Source organism: Salinimicrobium gaetbulicola, from assembly GCF_042676025.1.
Lineage (GTDB): Bacteria > Bacteroidota > Bacteroidia > Flavobacteriales > Flavobacteriaceae > Salinimicrobium > Salinimicrobium gaetbulicola.
The window spans coordinates 46,460-72,326 of sequence record NZ_JBHTJP010000032.1 but is presented as its reverse complement, the minus strand read 5'-3'; the positions used below and the strand labels follow the sequence as shown (position 1 = coordinate 72,326).

Sequence of the window (25,867 nt, the reverse complement as noted above, 5' to 3'; positions counted from 1 at the left end):
TGTTAAATTAAGACTTTTCAGATTTATAAACCTTCTTAGCGAATTCAATTATTTGTTTATGATCAAAAGCCAGTTCCGGTAGATTTTCCAGATCAAACCATTTTGCGTCTTTTGCGTCATCACTTCCCTCCACTTTCTCTTCGGAAAAGACTTCTCCCCAAAACGCAATACTTATGGTACGACCTCTTGGATCTCTGCCAGGGTTTCCAAAGGCCCTTAATTGATATACTTCAAAAATTTGTAATCCCGTCTCCTCTTTTAGTTCCCGTTTTGCTCCTTCTTCCAGCGGTTCTTCATCTTCTAAAAATCCCCCGGGAAGTGCCCAGTCATTTTTAAATGGTTCATTTTTCCTTTCAACTAAAAGGATTTTTAATTTTTCCGAAGAAGCCTTATAAAAAACAACACAGTCTGTAGTGATTGCAATTTTCTGCTTTGCCATTTTACATCTCTTTAAAATAAACCGTTTTAATATTTACGAATTCTCTAATTCCTAAAAAGGAGAGCTCTCTTCCATATCCGGACATTTTCGTACCTCCAAAAGGTAATCTTGGGTCACTCTTTACCAGTTCATTTACGAAGACGGCTCCATCCTCAAATTGGGGAGCCAACCTTTCAGCTTTTTCAAAATCTTGAGTAAAAATTGAAACTCCCAGTCCAAATTGAGAACTATTTACTAGATCAACTGCTTCTTCTTCATTTTGGAAAGTTGTTACGCCAATAGCGGGGCCAAATGTTTCCTCTTTAAAAACAGCCATCTCACGGCTAACCTTAGTAAGGATGGTTGGAGCATAAAATGCACCTTCACGCTTTCCTCCTATCAATATCTCTGCGCCATTCTTTACAGAGTCTTGAACTTGCTTTTCAAGATCTTCAGCCAGGTCTTCCCTTGCCTGGACACCTATATACGTATCCTCGTTCATAGGGTCACCAACTTTCAATTTCTCAACTTCTGACTTGAAAAGATTTAAAAAATCTTCAGCAATAGATTCCTGAAGCAGTAATCTTTTTCCGGCAATACAACTTTGCCCGGTATTTTGAAACCTGGCTTTTGCACAAACTTTTGCCGCTTCCTTCAAATTGGCATCCTGAAGAACTACGAGTGCATTACTTCCACCAAGCTCCAACACGGTTTTCTTTATTTCTCCTCCGGCAGCTTTAGCCACTGCCTGTCCTGCTCCGGTACTACCAGTAAGGGTAACCGCCTTAACCCGCTCATCATGTATCACTTCTTCAACCTTGCCACTGCCAATTACCAAATTTTGAAAGCAGCCTTCAGGAAAACCGGCTTTCAAAAAGATCTTTTCCAGATTATTGGCAGACATCATCACATTACTTGCATGCTTAAGAACACCTACGTTCCCGGCCATTAAGGCTGGGGCAGCAAACCTGAACACCTGCCAGAAAGGATAATTCCATGGCATTACAGCCAGGATCACACCTAAAGGCTCATAACTTATGTAACTTTTCTCAGCATCGGTCGAAATATCCTCAGAAGCTAGGTGTTTCGCCCCATTTTCAGCGTAATATTCACAAACCCAGGCACATTTCTCCACTTCTGCAATAGATTGTGAAATAGGTTTCCCCATTTCCTGGGTAATGGTTTTGGCATATTCCTTAGAATTCGTTTTTAGATCTTCTGCGACTTTTAAAAGTAAATTTGCTCGTTCCTTAAATGTGGTTTTTCTCCAATTTCTAAAGGCTGAATCAGCTTTTGTAATAGCTGTTTTAATTTCTTCGGAAGAAAACTCTTTATGCTCGGCGAGTTTTTCCCCATTATATGGATTGATGGATTGTATCATTAGTATGTACTTTATTTAAAGGTATAAAGAAGCTTAAAGCCTTGAAAACATATTTAAGTGAATTTAACGGAAATGATCTGTTCATAACCCGGTTTATAATTGATTGCCCCCTTTTTTAAAATGAAGCCGGGATTACTTATATTTAATAAAATCCCTCACTATGAAAGAAAGAGAACTTCACTTACTTGAGCTTAGACCCTTAATTCCTTCAGCGCAAACTGCAGAAAACACCCGGCCGGACGAATTATTTCAGAATAAGACCCTTAGACCTGTGATCAAGCTTCAAAACGATCTCTTGGTAGAAGCGTTTAGAAATTACATTCAAAAACATAAGAATGTGTTCCATGATTTTTCAATAGAAAAGAGACTGACCTATATTGAAAATGCGATCCAGAAGGATATTAAATTCAGAAACAGCCTCAAGGGAATGATCATTGGCCAATTTACTCTTGAAGAATACCGTATCTATATCCAAAATTCATCAGCTTTGAATAAGCGAATGATGAATCTGGTTACCGAACGGATCAAAAGCAATATTCAACTTTTGGAACCGCAAACAACATCTTAAAAAGATTAATTTTCAATGGTTTAACCCTTTGATAAAGCAATTATTAAACTTTTCCTAATTGTTCTTTATTCAAAATGCCGTTCTCTAATTTTATGGAAAATGAATCAACATGAGCCTTAATAAAGAAGAATTATTTAATAAATGCCTGGACGAAGTTGACCGTCGCATTCAACAGTATAATGAAAAGCTGAACACCATAAGTGGTGAAAATTCGGAAAATAATTTCAGTCCAGATTTTGATGAATACGGAAATAAAGGTGAATTGCTTACCGAGTATGAGGATAACGCTGCTTATCTAGACAGGGTTCAACATATGAAGGAGACCCTTGCCAACCTTGACAGGGACCATCGTAGTGAAACAGTGAGACCGGGCAGCGTAGTGGAAACAAAAAATAACTATTATTTTATTTCTGTCCCTTTAGGCGAATTAGAAATGGACAGTGGTAGAAAAGTCTACGCCATTTCAACCGAAGCTCCCATATACGAGCACTTTAAAGGTAAAAAAGCTGGTGATACCTTTACTTTTAAAGACAGTAAGGTTGAGATCGTAAAAGTGCATTAAACCTATTCAGGGTACTCTATTCGCAGGTGGTAAATATTTTTGAGTTTACGTTTCAATACTTTTTTCACCAGCTGTATCTCCATAAATGTAATATTAGAATTAAGGAATTGCCCTTCCTCCATTTGCTTGTTAATGATCTTTTCTACAAAATCGTCTATGAGCCTGGAAGTAGGCTCCTTAATACTTTTACTGGCCGCCTCCACACTGTCACACATCATGAGAATAGCCGTTTCCTTGCTGAAAGGCATTGGCCCCGGATACCTGAAATCATCAGGATCGGCATCTTTATTTATCTCCTTTTCTTTCTTATAAAAGTAATAAACGGTGGTGGTACCGTGGTGCGTCCGGATAAAATCAATTACCCTATCGGGTAAGTTTCGTTTCTTGGCTATCTCAATTCCATTGATCACGTGTTCGATAATAATCTCGGCACTTTCTTTTGGCGACAATTCATCATGAGAGTTGACCGAAGTTGTTTGATTCTCGGTAAAATAAGTCGGATTTTTCATTTTTCCTATATCATGATACAAGGCTCCTACCCTTGCAAGCATCGAATTTGCACCAATTTCGTTAGCTGCGGCTTCAGCCAGATTTGCGACATTCAGAGAGTGGTGAAAAGTTCCGGGAGCTTTATCAGATAACTCTTTCAATAGTTTTGAATTTGTATCTGACAATTCTAAAAGTGACATATCAGAAACAAGTCCGAAGATCTTTTCGTAGGCGTAGATGAGCGGCTGAACAAACAAAGTTGCTAGACCACCCAACAGGAACATTAAAAAGGTTTCAGGTTCTACTTCATAAATGGAACCTTCCTGAATAACGGTAAACGCAAAATAGGAAACTATATACACCAGGGTGATCTGCCCAACGGTAATGAACAAATTCGCCCTTTTATAAAGTTCGGACACGGTCAAGATCGTAACGATCCCGGCTATGATCTGCAGGAACATATACTCATAACTATCGGGAACAATGAAGCCTAACAATAAGACGGTTATTACGTGAGTGAAGAGCCCGAGCCTGGAGTCAAAAAAGCCTTTTAAAGTAAGCGGCAGTATACATAGAGGAACTACATACACATAATTGACGTTGAATTTAATTATGAGGACCGTGAGTAGGACCATCATCAGTAAATTAAAAAATATGAATGTGACCTTTATATTGTTTTGGAAGATGTCATAACGATATTTACGAATGAACAACATCAGCATTAAAAGAGCAAGGAATACCAGCAAACTATAGCCAACAATAACCCAATTATAGTTGGATTGGGTCCAGATCTGGGATTCATATTCGGCTTTAAGAGAATTGAGGATCTGTAACTTTTTACCTTCTACCACTTCGCCTTTAGCAACTATAATAGTTCCTCTCTCAATATTTCCGCGGGTATAAGAGATCTGGTCATACTTGCTTTCCAGTTCGTTTTGAGTAAGTTCCTCATTGAACCTCACATTCGGCCTGATAGTATTGAAAAATAGTTCTACCAGCTCATCCCGGTAATTTTGAAGACGTGCTTGATCTATTTGTTTATTCAGAAACTCCCGAAGATTATTTTGCTTAATAATATTTTGATAGGTAACCTCCCTCGCCTCGTTTCCTTTCTTCAGGTATACCAACTGGTCCGGGCTTAAGGGAACAATTTCCTGATGCAATCCATTTTGATAGATCTCTGCCGCAGTTTGATCGACAAAATTCTTTAATTGGGTAAGATCCATTCCAGGAATGGTATCTGGAAAGATCTTTTGAAATTGTTCTTCAAGATCCAATTTAACTTCCTCAACTACGTTGGAATTATATTCATAGTACGGAACATGTTCTTTATTGATCCTCTCCTTTTCTGCGGAAAGTTCTTCCGGTGATTTTAAAATGGCAAAATCAAAGGGAGCATAGAGGTTCTCATATTGCCAGGGCTTTCCTTTGGGTATCTCGTACTTGAATTTTCCACCTTTAGGAAACAGGTAAACAATTAATACAGTAGTAAGAAGAAATAAAAATACTTTATAAAAAAGGTCCTGATTTTTATAAAGATAATTTACAAATGATTTCATAAAGACTAATCTCTTTTCAAATGTAGTAAAAAAAGACGGCTGAAGCGGATGTCGTTGGTTTGTTCCTATTAAAATGATTAAATTCGCAATAGTAAAAACTAAAATTAAAAACCATGAATAAGGAAGTAGTAATAGTGAGCGCTGTAAGAACTCCAATAGGTAGTTTCTTAGGTAGCTTATCGACCGTTCCCGCGCCAAAACTGGGATCTATAGCCATCAAAGGGGCCCTTGACAAAATTAATCTGAAACCTGAATTGGTAGACGAAGTTTTAATGGGGAATGTTGTGCAGGCTGGAACAGGACAGGCACCGGCGCGACAAGCTGCATTAGGAGCCGGAATTCCTACAAATGTGCCCTGTACTACAGTAAATAAGGTCTGTGCCAGTGGAATGAAAGCGGTAATGCAGGGAGCTCAGGCTATTGCTCTTGGTGATGCCGAGATCATTGTTGCCGGAGGAATGGAAAATATGAGCCTTATCCCTCATTATTTGCACCTTAGAACTGGACAAAAATTTGGACCGGCTCAAATGGTGGACGGTATGCAAAAAGACGGCCTGGTTGATGCCTATGACCATAATGCAATGGGTGTAGCTGCTGACCATTGCGCAAAAGAACACAATTTTAGTCGTGAAGAACAGGATAATTTTGCTATTCAATCATACAAGCGTTCCGCAAAAGCCTGGGAAGAAGGAAAGTTCAACAATGAAATAGTCCCTGTAGAAGTACCGCAGCGTAAGGGTGAACCGGTTGTGGTTAAAGAAGATGAGGAGTACAGAAATGTAAAAATGGAGAAAGTGACTTCATTAAGACCGGCTTTTAGCAAAGAAGGTACAGTTACGGCTGCTAACGCCTCAACTATTAATGATGGTGCTGCTGCATTAGTATTGATGTCTCGCGAAAAAGCTGACGAACTTGGACTTGAGGTTTTAGCATCTATAAAAAGTTTCGCAGATGCAGCCACAGAACCGATCTGGTTTACTACCGCACCTTCAAAAGCTCTTCCTAAGGCTGTAGCTAAAGCAGGTATTTCTCTTGAAAACGTTGATTACTTCGAATTCAATGAAGCATTTTCTGTAGTTGGACTGGTAAATATGAAGATCTTAGGTTTAGATGACGATAAGGTAAATATCAATGGTGGAGCTGTTTCATTAGGGCACCCTCTGGGATGTTCAGGAGCACGAATCCTTGTGACCCTACTGAATGTTCTAAAACAAAATGACGGTAAAATTGGTGCAGCAGCCATTTGTAATGGTGGTGGTGGTGCATCGGCCATGATCCTTGAGAGAGCTTAATCATTATATACACCTGAATTAATGCAATATGCCATCTGCAACCTAGGAATTGTCCCGCTTAGGTTAGAACCTACTGACACCAGTGAAATGGTGAGTCAGGTGCTTTATGGAGAATATTTTAAGATCCTTGAAGAAAGAGGAAAGTGGTCCCGAATAAGGACCGCTTTCGATTCTCTGGAAGCCTGGATAGACAACAAACAATACGTAAAGGTCTCCGAAGAAGATTATCAAAAATTTGATTCTGAAGACCCTGTCCTTTCTGCTGACCTTATTGAATTCATTAGTAATGACCAACAGAATTTAATGCCCATACCTTTAGGATCGCTTCTGAATTTTACTGCTTTTCTAAATCATTCCCATACCGGGAATAAGACTTCCGGGAAAATGGATAAAAACCGACTCATTGAATCGGCTTTTCTCTATCTCAACGCTCCTTTTTTGTGGGGAGGAAAAACACCTTTCGGAATTGATTCCAGCGGACTTACCCAGATGGTATATAAACTGAACGGTTATAGACTCCCAAGAAATGCTGCCGAGCAGGCTAAGCAAGGAGAATCTCTAAGCTTTATTGAAGAAAGTGAACCAGGAGATCTTGCTTTTTTCGATGACAAGGACGGAGTTATTACTCATGTAGGTTTAATGATGAATGACAACTACATTATTCATGCTGACGGAAAGGTTCGCCTTGACCGTATAGATCATTCAGGAATCTACAATGCCGATTTAAGACGGCACACTCACAAACTCAGAGTAATTAAGAAGATCATATAAAAAGAAAAACCCGCTAAAAAGCGGGTTTTTTATTGTCTTATTGGGGCTAGAACTAGTTAGCGCTTGCTGCTTCGATCTCTGCAACTTTCGCTTTCATTTCTTCAGCTTTCTTAGGCTGGTTCAACTGATAATAGATGTTCATCATAGTTCTGGCAGCGTCTACATTATTAGGGTCATTTTCCAACACTTTCTCAAGGTGCGGCAACGCATCTACGTATAATTGCTGACGATCAGCTGCTAGCTCATCATATTTCTTAGTATCGGCTTTGCTCATTCCAAGGCTATTCATTTTTTCAACGATTGGAGCTTCCTTAGAAAGAATCACATATGCGATATTAATCCTTGCGTTGTTCATGGTTGGATCAAGCTCAATAGCTCTTTTATAATAATCAATCGCACGATCATTTTCTCCAAGTTGTGCAGAACTAACACCTAGGTTATAATATAAAACAGCGTCATTAGGATTCTGCTCTACAATTTTCTCCATGATCTCACGGTAGGTCTTCATATCTCCCATACGGTAGTACATATCTGCCTCCACCTGCATTAGGGCCGCATCTCCAGGATTCTCGTTTTTAGCATTTTCTAAAGCAGCGATCGCTTTTTCATTCTGACCTTTTTCAACGTAGATCAAAGCAATATTCTTAGCGATCTCCCCTTTTTTAGATTCTGATTTCTGATCTTGAGGACTGATATAATTTCCTGACTTCACAAAAAGATCACGTTGTTCTTTAGAAGCCATTCTTTCCTCTTCCCCGGTTTCCTTGTTAACCGCAGTATAGATAGTCTCTTCTCCTGTAAAACCTAGATCTCTTAATTCTTCGTAGTATTCAAGAGCTTTGTCATAATCCTTAGCATTAACCGCATTTGATGCAGCGTAATAAAGATATACTGTGTCCTGCTTATTTAACTGGTAACCAACAAAAAGCTTTTCAGCAGCATCAGAAAATTTCTGAGAGTTCTGGTCTGCGATCGCACCATTAACTAAAGCGTTGCTTGCAGCAGCCATACCTTGCTGAGCCTCATCATGTCCTAATTCTGCAGCCTTCTTAAAAGCATCTGCAGCCGCCATTAAATCAGCTGAAGGAACATTTTCACCTGCTCCAATCAGAGCATAACCTTTATAAAGGTAATAGTCAGCTTTTTCATCTTCATCTGCATTAGCTAATAGAGCTTCCGCCTGCTGAAGATAATTTTTTGCCTCCTGATATTCACCTTTTTCTACCGCTTTACCGGCACGTTTTATTTCCTTTTTTTGGGCAAATCCCACGACAGTAAACATCGCTAGTGCTGCCGTCAGTATTCTAGTTTTCATTTGTTAGGGTTTTGATTATAATTATTCTTCACTATCATTTACAATAGTTGTGCCATCGTTGTTTTCCCCTGTCATATCAAGGTTTTCGTCACCAGTGATCTCTTCTTCATCTTCTTCCTTCATCACCTTAGCCACTGCTGCAATCGAATCATTACCTTTTAAATTTATTAGTCTAACGCCCTGGGTTGCACGACCCATAACTCTTAGACTATCGACAGAGGTTCTAATTGCAATACCAGATTTATTGATGATCATTAGATCATCTCCATCTTTCACGTTTTTAATTGCAACCAGACTTCCGGTTTTCTCTGTGATGGAAATAGTTTTCACACCTTTTCCTCCACGGTTAGTGATTCGGTAGATTGGTTCTCCATCTTCCGGATCGTCTATATAAGTTCGTTTTCCATATCCGTTTTCTGAAACGACTAATACGGTTTCTTCCTGTGGGTTTTGGACAGCGATCATTCCTACTACCTCATCGTTATCATCGGCAAGAGTAATTCCTCTTACACCTGAAGCGTTTCTTCCCATAGGACGGGTTTTACTTTCCTCAAATCGGATAGCCTTTCCACTTTTGAGAGCTAACATAACCTGGCTGTTACCCGTAGTAAGCCTTGCTTCCAGCAACTCATCCCCTTCTCTAATGGTAATCGCGTTGATACCATTGGTTCTTGGACGTGAGTATTGCTCAAGAGAGGTTTTCTTAACCTGTCCTTTTTTGGTAGCCATGATCACGTAATGGCTGTTGATGTATTCTTCATCTTTAAGATCCTGAGTACAGATGAAAGCCTTAAGCTTGTCATCTTGTTCCAGGTTAATAAGATTCTGGATCGCTCTACCTTTAGAAGTTTTGCTTCCTTCCGGTATTTCATATACTCGCATCCAGAAACATTTACCTTTTTCAGTAAAGAATAACATATATTGGTGATTGGTTCCTACGAAGAGGTTCTCAAGGAAATCTTCATTTCTTGTAGTAGAACCTTTTTGACCAACTCCACCTCTATTTTGAGTTTTGTATTCTGTAAGACTTGTCCTTTTAATATAACCCGCGTGAGAAATGGTAATTACCACCTGCTCATCCGGAATCATATCTTCCATACTAAGGTCTCCACCAGAATATTCAATTACAGACCTTCTTTCATCACCATACTTCTCTTTAACCTCTAGCAATTCATCTTTAATGACCTGCATTCTGCGTTCTTTTCTCGCAAGAATGTCCTTAAGATCTTCGATAGTGGCCATCAGATCCTCATACTCTGCTCTTAACTTATCCTGCTCAAGGCCGGTAAGTTGTCTTAATCGCATTTCTACGATCGCTTTCGCCTGCACTTCTGAAAGTTCAAAACGCTCGATCAATTTTGTACGAGCTTCATCGGCATTATTGGAAGCACGAATAAGTGCGATCACTTCATCAATATTATCTGAAGCGATGATCAAACCTTCAAGGATATGAGCTCTTTCTTCAGCTTTTCTCAATTCATATTCGGTACGTCTCACTACCACATCATGACGATGTTCCACGAAATAGTGGATCATATCCTTCAAATTCAGCATTTGAGGACGACCGTTTACTAATGCAATGTTATTTACACTGAAAGAACTTTGTAAGGCTGTATGTTTATATAAGGTATTCAGTACGATGTTTGGAATCGCATCTCTTTTCAAGATATAAACGATTCGCATCCCGTTTCTGTCAGATTCATCCCTGATAAGGGAGATACCTTCTATCTTTTTATCGTTCACCAACTCAGCAGTTTTCTTGATCATTTCTGCTTTGTTGACCTGGTAAGGAATTTCGGTAACTACAATAGCTTCCTTTCCATTTACTTCTTCGGTAGTAGCTTTTGCTCGCATAACTACACGACCACGACCGGTTTTGAATGCTTCTCTTACACCATCGTAACCATAAATAATTCCGCCGGTAGGAAAATCAGGAGCTTTTACATGCTCGATCAATTCATCTATTTCAATATCGTGATTATCGATATAAGCGACCACTCCATCAATTACTTCAGTAAGGTTATGAGGTGGCATATTGGTGGCCATACCTACTGCAATACCACTCGCACCGTTCACCAAAAGGTTAGGAATACGGGTTGGCAGCACCTTAGGCTCATGAATGGTATCATCAAAGTTAAGTTGCGTATCTACCGTTTCCTTGTCAATATCAGCAAGCATATCCTCACTGATCTTACGCATTCTGGCTTCGGTATAACGCATCGCCGCCGGACTATCACCATCTACAGAACCAAAGTTCCCCTGGCCGTCCACCAGCATATATCGAAGGCTCCATTCCTGGGCCATTCTCACCATTGTATCATAGACTGAAGAATCTCCGTGTGGGTGGAACTTACCTAAAACTTCCCCTACGATTCTTGCCGATTTTTTATGCGCCCTGTTTGACAGAACTCCTAGTTCATACATTCCATATAAAACCCTTCTGTGTACAGGTTTTAAACCATCACGCACATCTGGCAGGGCACGTGACACAATGACCGACATCGAATAATCAATGTAGGCCGACTTCATTTCATCTTCAATGTTGATAGGAATTAACTTTTCTCCTTCAGCCATAAATTCATTTATTTTGGTTCAAAAATCTAACGTGCCAATTTACGCATTTTCGTTAACCTAGGAAGCCCTTCTCTTGAGGTTTTCTTGTATTTTATTAACAAATTTTTAGTTGTTGTTCGTTAATAAGTTCATTACATTCTTCTTTGTTTTATGAATCCAATTTTGTCAATTAGCTATAACTCATAATCAGGTACGATTTTTGAAATTGAGTTTTAAATCACAAGAGAGAAAGGAAATAACATGGATGATAATTTTTCACCAAGAGTTAAAGATGTAATTGCCTATAGCAAAGAGGAAGCTCTTAGGCTGGGCCATGATTTTATAGGAACAGAACATTTAATGTTAGGCTTATTGCGTGATGGTGACGGTAAAGCCATTAATATACTGAATGCCCTGGATGTTGATCTAAGTCATTTAAGAAGGAAAGTTGAAATACTAAGCCCCGCAAACCCAAATGCCACTGTAGAATCTAATGAAAAAAGGAACCTGCATTTGACCCGGCAGGCTGAACGCGCTCTTAAAACAACATTTTTAGAGGCTAAACTTTTTCAAAGTTCCTCCATTAACACAGCACATTTACTGCTTTGCATTTTACGGAATGAGAACGACCCAACGACCAAACTTTTAAATAAATTGAAAGTGGACTACGACGGGGTAAAAGACCAATTCAAATATATGATCACAAACGACGACGATTATATCGATTCTCCATCTGCGGAATCTTTTTCCGATGAAGATGCGACTTCCGATGATCCTGGAAAAAGCAACCCTTTTGCTGGAGGAAGTCCCGGAAAGTCAAACAAGAAGTCTAAAACTCCGGTTTTGGATAACTTCGGAAGGGACCTTACGGCCCTCGCCGAATTAGACAAATTAGATCCGGTTGTAGGTCGTGAGAAAGAGATCGAGAGAGTTTCTCAGATCCTTAGCCGTCGAAAAAAGAACAATCCGCTTCTTATTGGGGAACCGGGAGTAGGTAAATCGGCTATTGCTGAAGGTCTCGCCTTGCGAATCGTAAAAAGAAAAGTGTCCAGAATACTTTTTGATAAGCGTGTGGTAACACTTGATCTTGCCAGCTTAGTGGCAGGAACAAAATACCGTGGACAATTCGAAGAAAGGATGAAAGCGGTTATGAACGAACTTGAAAAGAACGATGATATCATTCTTTTCATTGATGAGATCCATACTATTGTTGGTGCCGGTGGTGCTACAGGAAGTCTGGATGCCAGCAACATGTTCAAACCCGCACTTGCAAGAGGTGAGATACAATGTATTGGTGCAACTACTCTTGATGAGTACAGACAATACATTGAAAAGGATGGAGCTCTTGAAAGACGTTTCCAAAAGGTGATTGTGGAACCAACTACGGTTGAAGAAACAATCAAGATCCTAAATAACATTAAAGATAAATACGAGGAACACCACCACGTAACTTATACTAATGAAGCCATTGAGGCCTGTGTCAAGCTTACAAACAGGTATATGACAGATAGATTCCTTCCGGACAAGGCTATTGACGCCCTAGATGAAGCGGGATCACGTGTTCACATCACCAATATTGATGTTCCCAAACAGATACTTGAGCTTGAAAGAAAGCTCGAAGAAGTAAGAGAACTTAAGAATTCCGTAGTTAAAAAGCAGAAATATGAAGAAGCTGCAAAACTGCGTGATGACGAGAAGAATATTGAAAAAGAGCTTGCAAAAGCACAGGAACGCTGGGAAGAAGAATCAAAACTTCACAGGGAAACTGTAACAGAAGATAATGTAGCCGATGTGATCTCTATGATGACAGGAGTTCCTGTGAACAGGATCGCTCAGACCGAGATCAATAAACTGGCACAATTACCTGATTTGATCAAAGGAAAAGTAATTGGTCAGGATGAAGCTGTTGGTAAAGTAGTTAAAGCAATTCAGCGTAACCGTGCAGGATTAAAAGATCCTAACAAACCTATTGGTAGTTTCATCTTCCTTGGGCAAACCGGGGTTGGTAAAACCCAGCTGGCAAAGATCCTTTCAAGAGAGCTCTTTGATAATGAAGACGCTTTAATTCGAATTGACATGAGTGAGTACATGGAGAAATTTGCAGTGAGCAGATTGATCGGTGCACCTCCTGGATATGTCGGCTATGAAGAAGGTGGACAGTTGACCGAAAAAGTAAGACGCAAGCCTTATGCGGTGATCTTGTTAGACGAGGTTGAAAAAGCGCATCCAGATGTTTTCAACATGCTGCTACAGGTATTGGATGACGGTTATTTAACTGATAGTTTAGGTCGTAAGATCGACTTCAGAAATACTATCATCATCATGACCTCCAATATTGGAGCAAGAAAGCTTAAAGACTTTGGTCAGGGAGTTGGTTTTGGGACTGCTGCCAAGAAATCGCAGGTTGATGAGAATGCCCGCGGGGTGATCGAAAATGCGCTTAAAAAAGCATTTGCACCCGAATTCCTGAACCGTGTAGATGACGTGGTGATCTTTAATCCTCTAGAACAGGAAGACATTTACAAGATCATTGATATCGAGTTGGAGAAACTCTTCGGAAGAATTGGGGCTCTTGGATATGAGTTGAAACTTAGTAAAAAGGCGAAAGATTATATCGCTGAAAAAGGTTTCGACAAGCAGTATGGGGCAAGACCATTGAACCGTGCTATTCAGAAATATATCGAAGACGCTTTAGCTGAAGAGATCATTACTTCTCACATCACCGAAGGAGATAAAGTATTTATGGACCTCGATGAAGAGAAAAAGGAGTTAACTATAAAGGTGGAAAAACCAAAAAAGGAAACAAATCCTGAATAAATAATAATTCAAGAAAGAAAAAAGCCTGTGATCTCACAGGCTTTTTTTATTTCTCTCTTTTCAACTATTAGTGTCGCCCTTTCAGTACTTTGATCACATCTTCCAGGGAATAACCTTTCGCCTGTAATAAAATCAAATAGTGAAAAAGCAGATCTGCACTTTCGTTCAGGAATAATTCTTCATCATTATCCTTGGCCTCTATCACAACTTCTACAGCCTCCTCTCCCACTTTTTGGGCGATCTTATTGATCCCGCTCTTAAAAAGGGAAGCCACGTAGCTATTTTGATTCTCAGGATTTGATTTCCTTTCGGAAATGATCTTTTCCAGTTCTCCTAAAAATCCCGGGGTTTCATCATTTTTTTCACCCCAACATGTATCGGTTCCGGTATGACAGGTAGGACCAACAGGATCAACGAACACCAACAACGTGTCATTGTCACAATCAACTTTTAGATCAACCATATTCAGAAAATTTCCGCTCTCCTCTCCTTTGGTCCAAAGTCGCTGCTTACTACGGCTAAAGAACGTGACCTTTTTGGTATCTAATGTTTTTTGATAGGCTTCCTCATTCATGTACCCCAACATAAGTACATTCCTTGTTGTTGCATCCTGTATGATGGCTGGTACCAGACCATTTTTATCTTTTGAAAAATCTATTTCCATTTTACTGTTTGTTAGGATCAGCCTTTAGAGTCTGACCTCAATTCGTTCTTTACGCATTTCTTCTTTCAGATCTTTAATTTCGATCTCTTTAAAATGAAAAACGCTGGCCGCCAAAGCGGCATCAGCCTTTCCTTTTGTGAAGGCATCACAAAAATGCTGAATATTCCCCGCGCCTCCCGAGGCAATAATGGGAATTGTCAATTCATTAGAAAGTTTTTGAAGGGCTTCATTGGCAAAACCAGCTTTTGTCCCGTCATTATCCATAGAGGTGAACAAGATCTCCCCTGCTCCTCTCTCCTCAACTTCCTTAGCCCATTCAAAAAGGTCAATTTCCGTCGGAACTTTTCCTCCGACCAAATGCACCAACCATTTTCCATTCACCTGTTTAGCGTCGATAGCAACCACGATACATTGCCTTCCGAATTTAGCTGAAAGTTCATTTATCAACTGCGGATTCTTTACTGCTGATGAATTGATCGCGACCTTGTCCGCCCCATTTTGAAGCAGGATATCCACATCTTCTACTGAAGAAATTCCGCCTCCCACTGTAAAAGGGATATTTACTTTGGCAGCGACTTTTCTTACTAATTCCGCAAGGGTTTTTCGTTTTTCTTCTGTAGCCGAAATATCCAGAAAAACGAGTTCATCAGCACCCGACCTGGAGTAAATTTCAGCCAACTCAACCGGATCACCGGCATCTCGAAGATCTACAAAATTAACCCCCTTTACAGTTCGTCCATCTTTAATGTCCAGACAGGGTATTATTCTCTTTGTAAGCATTTTTTCTTTTTTAAATTCACCTCAAAACAGGTCTATTGACCAAGAATATATCTTTCCAGTTGCTTCAGGCTGATTCGGTTTTCATATATGGCTTTCCCAATGATCACACCTTCACATCCTATTTCCTGAAGGGCAGGAAGGTCATCGAATTGGGCAACTCCCCCGGAAGCTATCAATTTCAAACCGTTGTTCTCTTCTAATATCTCACGATAAAGATCAAAAGAAGGACCTTCCAGCATACCGTCTTTTGAAATATCTGTACAGATCACGTATTCAACGCCTTTTTCTGAATACTGCTGAATAAATGGCAGTAGATCTTCGGTAGACTCTTCTAGCCAGCCACTTACCGCTACTTTTTTATTTTTCGCATCGGCTCCTAAAATGATCTTTCCGCTTCCGAACTTTTCCAACCAGGAAAAGAAAGTTTCAGGCTCCTTGACCGCAATACTTCCTCCTGTTATTTGGTTCGCTCCGCATTCAAATGCGATCCTTAGATCATCATCTGACTTTAATCCGCCGCCAAAATCAACTTTTAAACTGGTTCCGGAAGTGATCTTTTCCAGGATCTTGTGATTGACGATATGTTTTGATTTAGCCCCGTCAAGATCCACCAGGTGTAAAAACTCGATTCCATGATCCTGAAACTCCTTAGCTACCTCTACCGGATTCTCATTGTAGATTTTCTTTGAATTATAATCCCCTTGTGACAGCCTTACACATTTACCATCTATTATATCTATTGCCGGTATAATCCGCATACTTTAATATTTTTAGGTTGTTATAAATCAAGAAAATTCTTTAAAATTCTCTCTCCTGCATCACTACTTTTTTCAGGGTGAAACTGAACCCCATAGAAATTATCCTTTTTCAAGGCCGATGAATATTCTACCCCATAATCACACTTCGCAATGGTTTCTTTACAAACAGGAGCATAAAAGCTGTGAACCAGGTATACATACTCATTTTCCTGAATATCCTTGAAAAGGGGAGTTTTAAGATCTGTTATTCTATTCCATCCAATATGTGGCACCTTCAATTTCTTTTCAAAATGAACGACATCTACATCAAAAATACCTAATCCGGTGGTGTCGCCTTCTTCAGTCCAATTGCACATCAATTGCATCCCAAGGCAAATCCCCAGCACCGGCTGATTCAATTTAGGAATTAAAGTGTCCAGACCCGTACTTTTAAGTTTCCGCATCGCAGAACTGGCTTCTCCCACCCCCGGAAAGATCACCTTATCGGCATTTTTTATTTCCTGGGCGTCACTAGATAATATTCCTTCGTACCCCAGGCGTTCCAGAGCGAACTTTATACTTTGAATATTCCCGGCACCATAATCTATAATAACTATTTTCATTCTCTCCTCTCTTGTTTTTATAGCATTCCTTTTGTACTTGGAAGGATCATTTTTTCAGGATCCTGCTTGACTGCAGCCTTGATCGCTTTCGCGAAACTCTTAAAAATAGCTTCGATCTTGTGGTGTTCGTTCTTACCTTCCGCTTTTATGTTCAGGTTTGCTTTCGCCCCGTCAGTGAAAGATTTGAAAAAATGATAAAACATTTCGGTCGGCATCTGTCCTATCATTTCCCGATTAAACTCGGCATCCCACACCAGCCAGTTTCGGCCCCCAAAATCAATGGCCACCTGGGCCAGGCAATCATCCATGGGAAGGCAAAAACCATATCGCTCAATCCCTATTTTATTTCCTAAAGCTTTTGCAAAAACTTCTCCCAGGGCGATGGCCGTATCTTCAATAGTGTGGTGTTCGTCCACTTCAAGGTCACCGGCTACCTTTAATTCCAGATCCATCTGCCCGTGTCGCGCGATCTGATCCAGCATATGATCAAAGAATTTAATCCCGGTAGAAATATCACTTTTTCCGGTCCCGTCTAAATTCAGCTTGATAAAAATATCTGTTTCATTGGTCTTTCTCTTGACCTCGGCTGATCGTTCTCCTCGTTTCAAAAATTCATAGATCTCCTTCCAACTGTCCGTTTCCAGTTGGATTACCTGATCAAGATCTTCTTTTTTAACTGACAGCTCTTCACTTCCCAGGTCCTCATGCCCGATGATAAAAATTCCGTTAGCTTTTAGATTCTTTGCCAGTTCCATGTCGGTTAGCCGATCTCCAATCACAAAAGAATTAGCCATGTCATATTCCGAAGTATCCATATAATGCTTCACCAGCCCCGTTCCCGGTTTTCTGGTTTCTGCATTCTCTTCAGGAAAAGTGCGATCAATGATTATTTCACTGAATTTCACTCCTTCATTTTCAAAAGCTTTTAAAATGAAATTTTGCAATGGCCAGAAAGTATTTTCCGGAAAAGAGTCTGTTCCTAAACCATCCTGATTAGTAACCATAACCAGCTCAAAATTCAATTCCAGGGCGATTTTTGCCAGATACTGAAATGAACCTTGGTAAAATTCCAGCTTTTCAAAACTGTCGAGTTGGTAATCATTTGGTTCCAGGACAAGCGTTCCGTCTCTGTCTATAAAAAGTACTTTTTTCATGCTGCTATTTCATTTAAAGCTTTAATCAATCTTATATTTTCCTCTTTTGTTCCCACCGTAAAACGTATGGTATTTTCACAAAGAGGTTGATTACTTCGGTTTCTTACAACCAACCCTTTTTCCAGGAGCTGAGCATATCGTAAATCGGCATTATCTACTCTGGCCAGTAAAAAATTAGCCTCTGAAGGAAAAATTTCCTCTACAAAATTCACTTTTTGAAGTTCCTTCTTCAGGAATTCCCGCTGCTCCAGGATCTTTTCGATCTCCTTCTCCACCTTCTCTTTATCACGAAGTCTTTCCGCAGCTTTCTGCTGGGTCAATTCATTCACGTTATAAGGAGGCTTGATCTTATTTAAAATACTGATAATTTCTTCGGAAGCATAACAAATCCCTAAACGAATTCCCGCTAATCCATAAGCTTTAGAAAGGGTTTGAGTGATCACCAAATTCGGAAAATTCTCTAACTTCTGAAGCCAACTTGATTCATTTGAAAAATCGATATATGCTTCATCAACAATCACCAGCCCATTAAAGTTATTTAATAGTTCTTCTACTGCATCTTCAGAAAATGAATTCCCGGTAGGATTATTAGGAGAGCACAAAAAGATCATTTTCGTGGAGGCATCAACCCGCTCCAGAATTGCTTCCACCTGTGGCTGAAAACCTGTTGTCAACAGCACTTCGCGGTTCTCAATTTCATTTAAATCTGCCAATACCTTATACATCCCGTAAGTTGGCGGAAGGCTAATTACATTATCTTTCCGGGGCTCGCAGAAAGCTCTGAAAATCAAGTCCAGAACTTCGTCACTTCCGTTCCCCAACAGAATTTTAGAAGGCGAAACTCCTTTTAAAGCTGCCAGCTGAGACTTTAAATTCCCTTGCTGAGGGTCGGGATACCGATTCACACCATTCTCGAACGGATTTTCATTGGCATCCAAAAATGTCATTTTTCGCCCGTCTGCCTTGTATTCATCCCTTGCCGAAGAATAAGGTTTCATGTTAGCGACATTACTCCTCACCAGGTTTTCGAGACTAAAATTACTCATCACTACTATTTTTTAGAGCCTTCAGCCTGAAAGAAACTGCACGTTTGTGCGCCTTCAAACCTTCAGCATCAGCCATAAGTTCAATTGCTGGACCAATATTTTGTATTCCTTCCTCTGAAATTTTCTGAAAACTGATGGTCTTCAAAAAACTGTCCAGATTTACTCCGCTGTATTGTTTAGCATAGCCATTTGTCGGGAGCGTATGATTGGTTCCTGAAGCATAATCTCCCGCACTTTCAGGAGTATTATTTCCAATGAACACCGAACCTGCATTTTCAATTCCGTTTACAAAAAAGTCAGAATCTTCAGTACAAACTATAAAGTGTTCAGGAGCGTATTCATTGATTATTGCCAGAGCCTCCTTTTGATCATTTACAAATATAAGTCTCGAATTCTCAATTGCCTCTGCAGCGATATCTTTCCTCGGAAGATCTTGTAATTGTTTTTGAACTTCAGCTTCCACCTTCTCCAAAAAGACTTCAGAAAGAGAAATTAAGATCACCTGACTGTCACCACCGTGCTCTGCCTGTGATAAAAGATCTGAAGCCACAAAGACAGCGTCTGCGGAATCATCGGCCACCACAAGCAATTCTGAAGGACCGGCAGGCATGTCAATAGAAACATTGTACTTGGTCGCCATTTGCTTAGCCACGGTCACGAACTGGTTTCCGGGTCCAAATATCTTATAGACTTTTGGAATACTCTCAGTACCAAATGTCATTCCGGCTATTGCCTGGATACCTCCTACTTTCAAAATGGTATCAATTCCGCAAAGTTTTGCAGTATAAAGGATCACAGGATTGACCTTTCCTTCTTTATTAGGTGGTGTACAAAGGACCATTTCTTTACAACCTGCAATTTGAGCAGGCACCGCGAGCATTAGAATGGTGGAAAATAAAGGAGCGCTCCCTCCAGGAATATATAGTCCCACCTTTTGAATAGGCCTCTTTTCCTGCCAGCATTCCACCCCAGCGACGGTTTCCACCGAAACTTTTTCAGTCTTTTGAGCAGCATGAAAACTTTCAATATTGGATTTTGCCAGTTGGATAGCTTCTTTAAGTTCTTCAGATACCAAAGCTTCCGCAGCTTGAATTTCCTCAGGAGTTACCTTTATTTTATCCGGATACGCCCCGTCAAAAAGGCTGGTATATTTCTTAACCGCCTCATCACCCATATAACTAACCTCTCCAAAGATCTGGTTTACGGTTCTTTCCACATCCTCAATATTTTTAGAAGGGCGCTTAAGAAGCTCAGCTAATTCAGTTTTTCCAGGATTATAAACTTTTTTCATTGCAATAATTTTTAAAGGACCATTTTTTCAATTGGTGCAACAAGTATTCCTTCTGCTCCGTTATTTTTCAGTTCATCGATCACTTCCCAGAATCTTTCTTCGGAAATAACTGTGTGCAAAGAGCTCCAGCCTTCTTCAGCTAAGGGAAGAACCGTAGGACTGCGCATTCCCGGAAGAAGTTTGACCACGTCTTCAATTTTTGAATTGGGAACATTCATAAGAATATACTTGGACTTTCGAGCCCGTAAAACCGACTGGATCCTAAACTGTAATTTTGAAAGAATTTCTTTTCTTTCCGAAGAAATAAGAGGAGAAACCGCCAAAACCGCTTCACTTTGAAGCATTACTTCCACCTCTTTCAAGTTATTCTTAAAGAGGGTGCTCCCGCTGGAAACAATATCACAAATCGCGTCGGCAAGCCCAATATTTGGAGCAATTTCAACTGAACCGTTTATAATGTGAAGGTCTGCTGAAATGCCATTTTTAGCCAGGTAATTCTGAACGGTATTAGGATAAGAAGTCGCGATCTTTTTCCCTTCAAAATCCTGAAGACCATTGTATTTGACCGATTTAGGGACAGCCAAAGAAACACGGCATTTGGAAAATCCCAGTTTTTCAGCAGTAATTATATCCTCTCCTTTTTCAATGAGAACATTCTCACCAATAATAGCGACATCTACCACGCCATCTCTTAGATATTGCGGAATATCTCCATTTCTTAGGTAAAAAACCTCTAAAGGGAAGTTGGCCGATGCAGCTTTCAATTGTTCCTTACCGTTATCTATAGAAATTCCAGCATCTTTAAGGAGTTTCAGGGAATCTTCATTAAGTCGGCCGGATTTTTGGACCGCTACTCGTAATTTTTTCATGTTTTGGATAGTTTAGTTGAGCAGTCCTAATGGGAAATAAAAAAACCCGTTTGAGCTGCTCAAACGGGTTTAAAAATATATGACTTATACACATATCAATCTCACCTCGCAAGAGCGAACATATGAGAATGATGATGATGTAATTGTTGTGCTTTCATTTTATTGAATACAAATCTACAGATAAAATTGTAAAATAAAAGAATTAATAAACTTTTTTGGCGCAATTATTAATTACCTCCAAGGATAATTGGCATTCCTTCCTGACCTGAACCTATAACCACTACTTTAGCATTTGGAGATTTCGCCAACTCTATTGTAGCCTGAATTCCTTTTTCCTGAAGGACTTTTTCGGTCAAAGAAGCTGCAAGAATCTGGTTTGCACGCGCCTTCCCTTCAGCGTCAATACGCTGACGTTCTGCCTCCTGCTGTGCTTTTGTAAGCCTAAACTCATACTCCAAAGATTCCTGTTCCTGTCTTAATTTACGCTCAATTGCTTCCTTAATAGTTGAAGGTAATGAAACATCACGCACCAATACCTCGTTAATTTGAACGTACTGATCTTTTAGCAATAATTGAGTCTCTTCAAAAATCTCTTTTTGGATAGCCTCTCTTTTACTGGCGTACAACTGTTCGGGATTATAACGTCCAACTACCGCACGAGCTGCCGATCTTACAGCCGGTTGCAATACCCGCTGTACATATGCTTCACCTTTTTCTTTGTGAAGAGCACCAAGATCCTCATAATCGGGCTGGTACCAAATGGAAGCATCTAACTTAATTTCAAGACCGTTAGAAGAAAGTACCTGCATCTTTTCATCTAAAGATTGCTGTCTTACTTCATATACATAAACCTTGTTCCAGGGAGCAACAAAATGAAATCCTTCTCCAAGAGGAGGCTCATCTGTAACCACACCTCCACCGAAAGTCTGGTAAAGCACACCCGCTTCACCGGAATCGATGGTTATGGTTGATTTTGCGATAACAATAATGAGAATAATACCTAAAAATAAAATTGGTAATCCAATTTTGGGGAGTCTGTCCATGATAATTTGTGTTTATATTTATATGTAACCGTAATATTTCCGTAGAAACCATTCCAGGCTTAAGCTAAGAATAATTATACCCAGCAAATAATACCAGTCGATCAAAGGTACATTGTTTTCGCGGGTTTTCTGCATAGGCAGGTATTTTTTGGTTTTCAGTAGCTTAGATTTTAGCTCTTCGAAGTCATCAGGGAAATACACCCGCTCTCCTCTTTTAGAAGCGATAATATCAAGATCCTTATAATTTGCTGAAAAAAATTGTTTCTCAACATCAAAAGAGATCAGTTTGAATTTACCTGACCGAGACACATTTTTACCTTGCACATTTACTGTAAAAGAATATTCTCCGGGTTCGATATTACTGAGATCAACATTATAGCTTTTACCTTTTAAGATAAGAGGAACCTGCTGTAATTTTTCGGTAGTCTCATTTTTTAAACTTAAAGTCAAAGAAGCATCGGGGTCAAAAACATAGTTTTTATCAAAGTAATCTGCTTTGATGACAAGTGATTCTCCTCCTCTGTAAATGGGTTCATAAGTAAGATCTAAGCGTTCCCTTTTCTTTTGAGACGAAAGAAACTGAACCAACTTCCCTATGAATTCATCAAAACTCCGGAAAGAATTCGTTTCCTGGAAAACATGACTCCTCCATCTCCATATACCCGATCCAAACAAAAATGCTCTTTTCCATTCTTTCTCTTCGGAAATACTTAAAAGCGGAACTGTAGTCACAATTCCCTGAAGTTTTCGAAATAACAGACTTTCACTTTCGGACTGGATCACGAGATCGCCAAAATTCCCTTTTAAAGGGGGGAAATCTTCGAACTTCAGGTCCTCAAATTGAAATGCTGAAAAATTCTCATTATAGACCGGAAAAAATTCTTCTGTTTGACCGGTTATTTCCTGCCTAAAGAGTTCCTGGTGGCCGTTCAACATTCTCCAGTCAGTTTTCGGCCCTGCTACTATCCAGTAATTTTGTTGCTTCTCTTGCAGTACTTCCAATAAAGGCTGAAACACAGTTGTTGGCTGATACAGGATCACCAACTGAAAAGCGGCCGGGTCAAAAGTCTCCTCTATGTGCTGAATCACCGCTTCCCGCTGCCTGTTAGACTCGATTGATTTTTTAAGGGCACCAAGATCCGGGTGCAAAAGATCATGAAGGATCAACACTCTTGTTCTTTCATCGATAACTTCCACCGCAAATTCCTTTTGGTTATTGATCAGATTTTTCTCTTCTGAAAGTGGTAAAAGTTTTGCAGAATATACTCGCGTTCCTACTGAGGAGGCAGGAAGATCTAATTGAAGTACGACAGAATTATTCTGTCCATCAAAAGAGACCTTTTTAGTATATACAATAAAGTTACCTGATCGAATTTCAAGCTGTGTATTCACATCAGAACCTCCCGAGTATTGAAGCATTATTTCTACCGGAAATCGATTGTCTAAAAAGGCATATTTATTGACATTAATTCGCGTGATCGCGAGATCACGGTAGGTAGTTGTATCACCTACTACCACAGGAAAAAGAGTATTATCAAACCTCTGGGCAGTAAATGTGTAATCCTCTCCGAGGGTTTGATTCCCATCAGTAATTAAGATGGTGGGAGCCACAGAATTCTCATAAAGCTCATTCAGCTCCTTTAAGGTACCAGATAAATTAGTTTGGGACTCTTTAAATTCAAAATCACTTTGACGGGTAACATTTTTTCCGAAAGCAAAAGTTTCGATCTCAAATCTTTCTGTTAAGTCAGGATCTTCAGAAACACGAGCAACAAAGTCTTTCACATTCTGTGCTTCTCCAAAATTGCTAATGGAAACCGAATTATCCACTGCCAGCAGCAAATCAGGTTTTTCGGTATAATAAACCACATTACGGATCTTGGGATTGATCAACAAAAGAAAGAGTCCAAAGAATGTAAGAAAACGAAGTCCTGCAAAAAGTGCTTTTTGGCGGGGACTACCTTTGGATTTATAGTAATACTGAAATCCCGCTATTGCCAGGGCAAGTAACAGGGCTAGAACGATCAGTAAAACCTGGGTAGTTGACATTGGAATAAATAAAAGAACTAAAAATGGGAAAAGGCAAAAAAATCCCGCCCCTGATATTTCAAAGGCGGGCTAAATATATTAGGTAAGCATTCCTCCGTCTACGTTAAGGACCTGACCCGTAACATAGGCACTGAGATCACTTCCAAGGAAGACACATGCATTTGCAATATCTTCAGGAGTACCACCGCGTTTCAATGGAATAGCTTCTCTCCATCCTTCAACTACTTTTTCATCCAGTTTTCCGGTCATTTCAGTTTCAATGAATCCTGGAGCGATCACATTGGTTCTTATGTTTCGAGACCCAAGCTCAAGTGCCATCGATTTAGAAAAACCGATCATACCTGCTTTTGACGCTGCGTAATTTGCCTGTCCGGCATTTCCTTTCACACCTACCACACTACTCATATTGATAATGCTTCCGTGGCGCTGTTTCAGCATAGTGCGCTGTACAGCCTTGGTCATGTTGAACACCGATTTCAAATTCACCTCGATCACTTTATCGAAATCTTCCTCGCTCATACGCATCAAAAGATTGTCTTTGGTAATTCCGGCATTATTCACCAAAATATCAATGCTTCCGAAGTCTTCTGAAACATTTTTCACTAACTCGTGTGCCTCCTCAAAATCAGCAGCATTAGACTTATATCCTTTAGCCTTTACTCCCAATCCCTGAAGCTCTTTTTCCAGTTCATTGGCGGCTTCAACAGAAGAGCTATAAGTGAACGCCACATTGGCTCCATGTTTCGCGAATACTTCGGCAATTCCTTTCCCGATACCTCTACTGGCACCGGTGATAATAGCATTTTTTCCTTCTAATAATTTCATATTGTATGATTCTGTTTTCTTGGTCAGGTTTTGTATTTAATTCAAATATAGTAAAACAAGCGTTCTGCAATAAAAAAACCTCCGGAAGTTCCTGATTTTTGAACCAGAAAACCACGGAGGTTTAAATATTATTCAGGGAAAATTATCCCATAACTTCTTTTACTTTTTTACCGATCTCGGCAGGAGAATCCACTACATGGATCCCACACTCGCGCATGATCGCTTTCTTAGCCTCAGCAGTATCTTCGCTTCCACCAACGATAGCTCCAGCGTGACCCATAGTTCTACCTTTTGGAGCAGTTTCACCTGCGATGAAACCAACTACCGGCTTTTTATTTCCGTTGTCTTTGATCCACCTTGCAGCATCGGCTTCCAATTGTCCACCAATCTCACCGATCATTACGATACATTCAGTCTCATCATCATTCATCAACAACTCAACCGCTTCTTTGGTAGTAGTTCCAATGATTGGGTCTCCACCAATACCAATAGCAGTGGTTATACCTAATCCTTGTTTTACAACCTGGTCTGCAGCTTCGTAAGTAAGGGTTCCTGATTTAGAAACGATCCCAACTTTTCCTTTTTTGAATACGAAACCTGGCATGATCCCAACTTTAGCTTCTTCTGGAGTAATTACTCCAGGACAGTTAGGTCCTACCAAACGGCAATCTTTATCTTTTATATAGTCTGCAGCCTTGATCATATCGGCCACTGGAATTCCTTCAGTAATGGTAATAATAACTTTGATTCCGGCGTTGGCAGCTTCCATGATAGCATCTGCAGCAAATGCTGGTGGCACAAAAATGATGGACACATCTGCTCCGGTTTCTTTTACCGCATCTTCAACAGTATTGAAAACAGGCTTATCAAGGTGCTTTTGACCACCTTTTCCAGGTGTCACCCCACCTACTACGTTTGTACCATATTCAATCATTTGACCGGCATGGAAAGTACCTTCACTTCCGGTAAAACCTTGAACAATTATTTTTGAATCTTTATTGACTAAAACGCTCATAGTTGATTTTAATTTTGTGTTACAAAAATAGGTTTTTATAAAGGAA

At 39.9% G+C, this 25,867-nt stretch carries 22 protein-coding genes; 5 read left to right on the top strand and 17 right to left on the bottom strand.

Annotated elements, in window-relative coordinates; translation table 11 throughout:
* Window positions 1-7: 7 nt before the first annotated feature.
* Window positions 8-439: an NUDIX domain-containing protein gene (locus ACFQ1G_RS01845; protein WP_380736543.1), complete on the bottom strand. Its 432-nt coding sequence runs from the start codon at window positions 437-439 to the stop codon at window positions 8-10.
* 1 nt (window position 440) lies between these two features.
* Window positions 441-1,799, bottom strand: coding sequence for an NAD-dependent succinate-semialdehyde dehydrogenase (locus ACFQ1G_RS01840; protein WP_380736542.1), 1,359 nt, complete (start codon window positions 1,797-1,799; stop codon window positions 441-443).
* Between the two features lie 160 nt (window positions 1,800-1,959).
* Between ACFQ1G_RS01840 and ACFQ1G_RS01835 the strand changes: the two genes are divergently transcribed.
* Window positions 1,960-2,367 (top strand): glyoxalase, encoded by a 408-nt coding sequence (locus ACFQ1G_RS01835; RefSeq protein WP_380736541.1) that lies wholly within the window; start codon window positions 1,960-1,962, stop codon window positions 2,365-2,367.
* Between the two features lie 109 nt (window positions 2,368-2,476).
* The gene (locus tag ACFQ1G_RS01830; protein WP_380736540.1) at window positions 2,477-2,929 is read left to right on the top strand and encodes a transcription elongation factor; all 453 of its coding nucleotides are present in this window, start codon (window positions 2,477-2,479) and stop codon (window positions 2,927-2,929) included.
* A 2-nt stretch (window positions 2,930-2,931) separates the two neighbouring features.
* On the opposite strand, the gene ACFQ1G_RS01825 is transcribed toward ACFQ1G_RS01830, so the two are convergent.
* A complete protein-coding gene (locus ACFQ1G_RS01825; RefSeq protein WP_380736539.1) occupies window positions 2,932-4,977 on the bottom strand; it encodes an HD family phosphohydrolase in 2,046 nt (681 codons plus the stop codon).
* A 113-nt stretch (window positions 4,978-5,090) separates the two neighbouring features.
* On the opposite strand from ACFQ1G_RS01825, the gene ACFQ1G_RS01820 reads away from it, so the two are divergent.
* The gene (locus ACFQ1G_RS01820) at window positions 5,091-6,269 is read left to right on the top strand and encodes an acetyl-CoA C-acyltransferase (protein WP_380736538.1); all 1,179 of its coding nucleotides are present in this window, start codon (window positions 5,091-5,093) and stop codon (window positions 6,267-6,269) included.
* Between the two features lie 21 nt (window positions 6,270-6,290).
* Entirely contained in the window at window positions 6,291-7,040 is a 750-nt protein-coding gene (locus tag ACFQ1G_RS01815) for a C40 family peptidase (protein ID WP_380736537.1), read from the top strand.
* A gap of 52 nt (window positions 7,041-7,092) precedes the next feature.
* Here the strand turns inward: ACFQ1G_RS01815 and ACFQ1G_RS01810 are convergent, their stop codons facing one another.
* Window positions 7,093-8,355, bottom strand: a complete 1,263-nt coding sequence (locus ACFQ1G_RS01810; RefSeq protein ID WP_380736536.1) for a tetratricopeptide repeat protein — start codon at window positions 8,353-8,355, stop codon at window positions 7,093-7,095.
* Window positions 8,356-8,376: 21 nt separating this feature from the next.
* Complete coding sequence (gene gyrA / locus ACFQ1G_RS01805) at window positions 8,377-10,929, bottom strand: DNA gyrase subunit A (protein ID WP_380736535.1); 2,553 nt, start codon at window positions 10,927-10,929, stop codon at window positions 8,377-8,379.
* 240 nt (window positions 10,930-11,169) lie between these two features.
* Here gyrA and ACFQ1G_RS01800 point away from each other — a divergent pair, with 240 nt between their 5' ends.
* Window positions 11,170-13,725 carry an ATP-dependent Clp protease ATP-binding subunit gene (locus ACFQ1G_RS01800; RefSeq protein WP_380736534.1) on the top strand — a complete coding sequence of 852 codons (2,556 nt, stop codon included), beginning with the start codon at window positions 11,170-11,172 and terminating at the stop codon, window positions 13,723-13,725.
* A 67-nt stretch (window positions 13,726-13,792) separates the two neighbouring features.
* On the opposite strand, the gene hisIE is transcribed toward ACFQ1G_RS01800, so the two are convergent.
* The 12 genes from hisIE to sucD all read right to left on the bottom strand — a co-directional run bounded on the left by hisIE (window position 13,793) and on the right by sucD (window position 25,821).
* Window positions 13,793-14,389: a bifunctional phosphoribosyl-AMP cyclohydrolase/phosphoribosyl-ATP diphosphatase HisIE gene (gene hisIE / locus ACFQ1G_RS01795; protein WP_380736533.1), complete on the bottom strand. Its 597-nt coding sequence runs from the start codon at window positions 14,387-14,389 to the stop codon at window positions 13,793-13,795.
* A gap of 24 nt (window positions 14,390-14,413) precedes the next feature.
* Window positions 14,414-15,169 (bottom strand): imidazole glycerol phosphate synthase subunit HisF, encoded by a 756-nt coding sequence (hisF, locus tag ACFQ1G_RS01790; protein WP_380736532.1) that lies wholly within the window; start codon window positions 15,167-15,169, stop codon window positions 14,414-14,416.
* A gap of 32 nt (window positions 15,170-15,201) precedes the next feature.
* Entirely contained in the window at window positions 15,202-15,927 is a 726-nt protein-coding gene (gene hisA, locus ACFQ1G_RS01785; RefSeq protein ID WP_380736531.1) for a 1-(5-phosphoribosyl)-5-[(5-phosphoribosylamino)methylideneamino]imidazole-4-carboxamide isomerase, read from the bottom strand.
* A gap of 20 nt (window positions 15,928-15,947) precedes the next feature.
* A complete protein-coding gene (hisH, locus tag ACFQ1G_RS01780; RefSeq protein WP_380736530.1) occupies window positions 15,948-16,529 on the bottom strand; it encodes an imidazole glycerol phosphate synthase subunit HisH in 582 nt (193 codons plus the stop codon).
* Window positions 16,530-16,546: 17 nt separating this feature from the next.
* Window positions 16,547-17,683 carry a bifunctional histidinol-phosphatase/imidazoleglycerol-phosphate dehydratase HisB gene (gene hisB, locus ACFQ1G_RS01775; protein ID WP_380736529.1) on the bottom strand — a complete coding sequence of 379 codons (1,137 nt, stop codon included), beginning with the start codon at window positions 17,681-17,683 and terminating at the stop codon, window positions 16,547-16,549.
* Window positions 17,680-18,729, bottom strand: coding sequence for a histidinol-phosphate transaminase (gene hisC / locus ACFQ1G_RS01770; RefSeq protein ID WP_380736528.1), 1,050 nt, complete (start codon window positions 18,727-18,729; stop codon window positions 17,680-17,682). The genes hisB and hisC overlap by 4 nt, the downstream gene beginning before the upstream one ends.
* Window positions 18,722-20,020, bottom strand: coding sequence for a histidinol dehydrogenase (gene hisD, locus ACFQ1G_RS01765; RefSeq protein WP_380736527.1), 1,299 nt, complete (start codon window positions 20,018-20,020; stop codon window positions 18,722-18,724). Before hisD ends, hisC begins: the two co-directional genes overlap by 8 nt.
* Before the next feature lie 11 nt (window positions 20,021-20,031).
* Window positions 20,032-20,889, bottom strand: a complete 858-nt coding sequence (gene hisG / locus ACFQ1G_RS01760) for an ATP phosphoribosyltransferase (protein WP_380736526.1) — start codon at window positions 20,887-20,889, stop codon at window positions 20,032-20,034.
* A 227-nt stretch (window positions 20,890-21,116) separates the two neighbouring features.
* Window positions 21,117-21,932 (bottom strand): prohibitin family protein, encoded by an 816-nt coding sequence (locus tag ACFQ1G_RS01755; RefSeq protein ID WP_380736525.1) that lies wholly within the window; start codon window positions 21,930-21,932, stop codon window positions 21,117-21,119.
* Between the two features lie 18 nt (window positions 21,933-21,950).
* Window positions 21,951-23,981 (bottom strand): vWA domain-containing protein, encoded by a 2,031-nt coding sequence (locus ACFQ1G_RS01750; protein WP_380736524.1) that lies wholly within the window; start codon window positions 23,979-23,981, stop codon window positions 21,951-21,953.
* A gap of 78 nt (window positions 23,982-24,059) precedes the next feature.
* Window positions 24,060-24,806, bottom strand: coding sequence for a 3-oxoacyl-[acyl-carrier-protein] reductase (gene fabG / locus ACFQ1G_RS01745; RefSeq protein WP_380736523.1), 747 nt, complete (start codon window positions 24,804-24,806; stop codon window positions 24,060-24,062).
* Window positions 24,807-24,948: 142 nt separating this feature from the next.
* Window positions 24,949-25,821, bottom strand: a complete 873-nt coding sequence (gene sucD / locus ACFQ1G_RS01740) for a succinate--CoA ligase subunit alpha (protein WP_380736522.1) — start codon at window positions 25,819-25,821, stop codon at window positions 24,949-24,951.
* Window positions 25,822-25,867: the final 46 nt, after the last annotated feature.

What these genes read in the sequence shown, in the direction of transcription:
- ACFQ1G_RS01845 (WP_380736543.1), bottom strand. Translation starts at nt 439, where the DNA reads ATGGCAAAGCAGAAAATTGCAATCACTACAGACTGTGTTGTTTTTTAT.
- ACFQ1G_RS01840 (WP_380736542.1), bottom strand. Translation starts at nt 1,799, where the DNA reads ATGATACAATCCATCAATCCATATAATGGGGAAAAACTCGCCGAGCAT.
- ACFQ1G_RS01835 (WP_380736541.1), top strand. Translation starts at nt 1,960, where the DNA reads ATGAAAGAAAGAGAACTTCACTTACTTGAGCTTAGACCCTTAATTCCT.
- ACFQ1G_RS01830 (WP_380736540.1), top strand. Translation starts at nt 2,477, where the DNA reads ATGAGCCTTAATAAAGAAGAATTATTTAATAAATGCCTGGACGAAGTT.
- ACFQ1G_RS01825 (WP_380736539.1), bottom strand. Translation starts at nt 4,977, where the DNA reads ATGAAATCATTTGTAAATTATCTTTATAAAAATCAGGACCTTTTTTAT.
- ACFQ1G_RS01820 (WP_380736538.1), top strand. Translation starts at nt 5,091, where the DNA reads ATGAATAAGGAAGTAGTAATAGTGAGCGCTGTAAGAACTCCAATAGGT.
- ACFQ1G_RS01815 (WP_380736537.1), top strand. Translation starts at nt 6,291, where the DNA reads ATGCAATATGCCATCTGCAACCTAGGAATTGTCCCGCTTAGGTTAGAA.
- ACFQ1G_RS01810 (WP_380736536.1), bottom strand. Translation starts at nt 8,355, where the DNA reads ATGAAAACTAGAATACTGACGGCAGCACTAGCGATGTTTACTGTCGTG.
- gyrA (WP_380736535.1), bottom strand. Translation starts at nt 10,929, where the DNA reads ATGGCTGAAGGAGAAAAGTTAATTCCTATCAACATTGAAGATGAAATG.
- ACFQ1G_RS01800 (WP_380736534.1), top strand. Translation starts at nt 11,170, where the DNA reads ATGGATGATAATTTTTCACCAAGAGTTAAAGATGTAATTGCCTATAGC.
- hisIE (WP_380736533.1), bottom strand. Translation starts at nt 14,389, where the DNA reads ATGGAAATAGATTTTTCAAAAGATAAAAATGGTCTGGTACCAGCCATC.
- hisF (WP_380736532.1), bottom strand. Translation starts at nt 15,169, where the DNA reads ATGCTTACAAAGAGAATAATACCCTGTCTGGACATTAAAGATGGACGA.
- hisA (WP_380736531.1), bottom strand. Translation starts at nt 15,927, where the DNA reads ATGCGGATTATACCGGCAATAGATATAATAGATGGTAAATGTGTAAGG.
- hisH (WP_380736530.1), bottom strand. Translation starts at nt 16,529, where the DNA reads ATGAAAATAGTTATTATAGATTATGGTGCCGGGAATATTCAAAGTATA.
- hisB (WP_380736529.1), bottom strand. Translation starts at nt 17,683, where the DNA reads ATGAAAAAAGTACTTTTTATAGACAGAGACGGAACGCTTGTCCTGGAA.
- hisC (WP_380736528.1), bottom strand. Translation starts at nt 18,729, where the DNA reads ATGAGTAATTTTAGTCTCGAAAACCTGGTGAGGAGTAATGTCGCTAAC.
- hisD (WP_380736527.1), bottom strand. Translation starts at nt 20,020, where the DNA reads ATGAAAAAAGTTTATAATCCTGGAAAAACTGAATTAGCTGAGCTTCTT.
- hisG (WP_380736526.1), bottom strand. Translation starts at nt 20,889, where the DNA reads ATGAAAAAATTACGAGTAGCGGTCCAAAAATCCGGCCGACTTAATGAA.
- ACFQ1G_RS01755 (WP_380736525.1), bottom strand. Translation starts at nt 21,932, where the DNA reads ATGGACAGACTCCCCAAAATTGGATTACCAATTTTATTTTTAGGTATT.
- ACFQ1G_RS01750 (WP_380736524.1), bottom strand. Translation starts at nt 23,981, where the DNA reads ATGTCAACTACCCAGGTTTTACTGATCGTTCTAGCCCTGTTACTTGCC.
- fabG (WP_380736523.1), bottom strand. Translation starts at nt 24,806, where the DNA reads ATGAAATTATTAGAAGGAAAAAATGCTATTATCACCGGTGCCAGTAGA.
- sucD (WP_380736522.1), bottom strand. Translation starts at nt 25,821, where the DNA reads ATGAGCGTTTTAGTCAATAAAGATTCAAAAATAATTGTTCAAGGTTTT.